Source organism: Holdemanella sp., assembly GCF_056804935.1.
The window spans coordinates 5,192-8,051 of sequence record NZ_DBMEXE010000056.1 but is presented as its reverse complement, the minus strand read 5'-3'; the positions used below and the strand labels follow the sequence as shown (position 1 = coordinate 8,051).

General features: G+C 33.3%; 3 protein-coding genes. All 3 read left to right on the top strand.

Going from position 1 to position 2,860, the window contains the following annotated elements; all coding sequences use genetic code 11:
- Positions 1-468, top strand: a 468-nt coding sequence (locus tag ACZQCL_RS04095) for an IspD/TarI family cytidylyltransferase (protein ID WP_482481908.1), incomplete at its 5' end; no start/stop codon positions are given.
- Positions 469-476: 8 nt separating this feature from the next.
- A complete protein-coding gene (locus tag ACZQCL_RS04090) occupies positions 477-944 on the top strand; it encodes a hypothetical protein (RefSeq protein ID WP_117571097.1) in 468 nt (155 codons plus the stop codon).
- 72 nt (positions 945-1,016) lie between these two features.
- The coding region (locus tag ACZQCL_RS04085; RefSeq protein ID WP_482481907.1) for an HAD-IC family P-type ATPase at positions 1,017-2,860 on the top strand (1,844 nt) is incomplete at its 3' end.

Below are 2,860 nucleotides of genomic sequence, written 5' to 3'. Positions count from 1 at the left end.
TATGTTACTGAAAACTATTTATATGATTCTCGAATCCAAGTTGTAACAGGAGGACAAACACGACAAGATAGTGTATACAACGGATTACAAATCGTAGATCAAGATTATGTTATGATTCATGATGGGGCTAGACCTTTTGTTGAAAAAAAGTGGATTTTAGATTTGAAACATTCTTTAGAAACAGAGGATGCCTGTTTATTAATGGTACCTAGTGTGGATACGACAAAGATTGTTGTGGATGGTTATGTAAAGGAATCATTAGAAAGAAAGCTTGTATATCATGCACAGACACCGCAATGTTTTAAAACGGATTTAATTAAGGAGTGTCACCAACTTGCAAGGAATAAACAAGTGCAGGCAACAGACGATGCTCAGCTTGTAGAGTGGTTTTCTAAGGTGAGAGTAAAGGTGGTATTATCAAGTTTCACAAATAAAAAAATAACTTTGCCAGAAGATTTGAAAGGATAGGTATAAAGATGGAATATTCAGCGTTGGTATTTGATGATTGTAAAGAAGTAGAAGATACGTATGACAAATTATTAGAAACAATTGATTTGTTTGCGAATGATGAAAATTGTACGCAAATTGTTGTGAGCTGCAAGAGTGTATGGACATTAAGACTGGCTTCATCCCCTAAAAATAAGGTGATGCTTGTACAAAGACCAGATAAACCGTATGTAGCATTATTGAATGGCTTAAAGGCTGTTAAACAAGAAAATGTTGTTGTGACTGGTATTTCTACAAAACATACAAAAGAAAACGTAGATACATTATTAGATCATTTATCAAAATATCCGGCTATTAACTTTGATAAAGACTTGCAGGCATTTGATACAAGATTATTGATGTTCTGCCTACAAAAAGCTATTGAATCCAACTTGGCAATTACATCTTATGCCCAAGCTGTTGCGCTTGCGGATACACCACTAGAATCTATTGAATGATACGGCTATTGTCGTATCATTTTTAATAGAATCTTAATAATTTCATATTTTAAAAGGTAGTACAATAGATATATGCATAACTCAAATAATTTATCGAAAAGCTATAAAGAAATAATTAAACAACACGTGTTTACTTTATTTAATGGAATTAATGTTGTTCTAGCTATATTTGTATTCTTTACGGGATCTTATCGTAATATGCTCTTTATGATTACGGTCATTTTAAATATGGTGATTGGATTGTTCCAGGAAATTCGTTCAAAACATATGTTGGATAAGCTTTCTTTATTAAATCAGACAAAGATTCATGTGATTCGAAATAATACTGAACTGGAATTAAGCGTTGAAGAAGTGAAAGTCAACGATATTCTCGTATTATATGCTGGCGATGAAATCAGTTTTGATGGTCATATTATATCTGGAAATATTGAATGCGATGAATCCATGTTGACGGGTGAAAGTGATGCGGTATATAAACAAGAAAATTCTTCACTGCTTAGTGGAAGCTTTGTGATTTCAGGAAAATGTTGGATGCACGTAGACAAAGTAGGACAAGATACATATGCGTATTCGATTTTAAAACATGCTAAGCGTTTTAAACGTTATCCGAGTCAGTTAAGAGATTCAATTGATTGGATTATAAAATGGTGTACATATATTTTAATTCCATTGGGATGTGTTTTGTTCATTAAGCAGCTTATTAAAACAAATTATACAACCGCAACCTTAAATACTGTGGCTGCCGTTGTAGGCATGATTCCCGAAGGACTTGTCTTTTTAACTAGTGTTGCATTGGCAATCAGTGCTTATAAGCTTGGTAAACAAAAGGTTTTAGTACAGGAACTATATTGTATTGAAACCTTAGCTAGGACAGATACACTATGTTTAGATAAGACCGGTACATTGACTCAAGGAAAACTAAGTGTTTGTCATGTTGAAGAAATTGAAAATGTCGACGGAATTCTAGGCGATATGATGCAGGCTTTACCAGATGACAATGCGACAGCTATAGCGATAAGAAACTATTTTAAGGCAAGAAATTATAAGAAAGTTGTATCCTATTTGCCGTTTTCAAGTCAAAGAAAATATTCGAGCGTGACATTTGAAGATGGAGAATATAAATTAGGAGCGTATTCATATATTGCCAAAGAAATAGATTTGGATGTAGAAAAACATATTGAAGACTATACGTCTCAAGCTATGCGTGTAGTAGTTTTGATGAAAGATAATGCTGTTTTGGCTTATATTTGCCTTCGTGATGAATTAAGGCCAGATGCCAAAGATACTTTAAATTTCTTTAAAAAACAAGGCGTGGATATAAAAATTATTTCAGGAGATGATCCTAGAACAGTGGAAGCATTAGCTAAAAAAGCAGGTTTTACATCAAAAAGTATTGATATGTCTACTATAAAGGATGTAGAAATGGTTGTAGATTCGTATTCGATTTTTGGACGTGTTACTCCAGAACAAAAAAAGGAACTTGTGTTAGCTTTAAAAAGAAGAAATAAAACTGTCGCCATGACGGGTGATGGTGTAAATGATGTTATGGCATTAAAGGAAGCGGATTGTTCTATTGCGATGGGTTCGGGTTCACAAGCATGTAAAAGTGTGGCGAGCCTAGTTTTATTAGAAAACCAAATGAATACATTACCTGTTATTTTATATCAAGGACGTTGTGTTATTAATAACATTCAAAGAACAGCCTCTTTATTTTTGGTGAAGACAATCTTCTCAATTGCACTTTCTTTATTAACACTTGTATGTTTAAAAAACTATCCGTTTAAACCTATTCAATTGACTTTGATTTCTGCCTTGGCAACTGGAATTCCTAGCTTTATATTAACGCTTGAACCAAACGGAAATATTGTAAAAGGAAATTTCTTAAGAAATGTCATATCTAAAGCATTGCCAGGAGC

Coding starts and splice junctions, on each gene's coding strand:
- ACZQCL_RS04090 (WP_117571097.1), top strand. CDS start 477: ATGGAATATTCAGCGTTGGTATTTGATGATTGTAAAGAAGTAGAAGAT.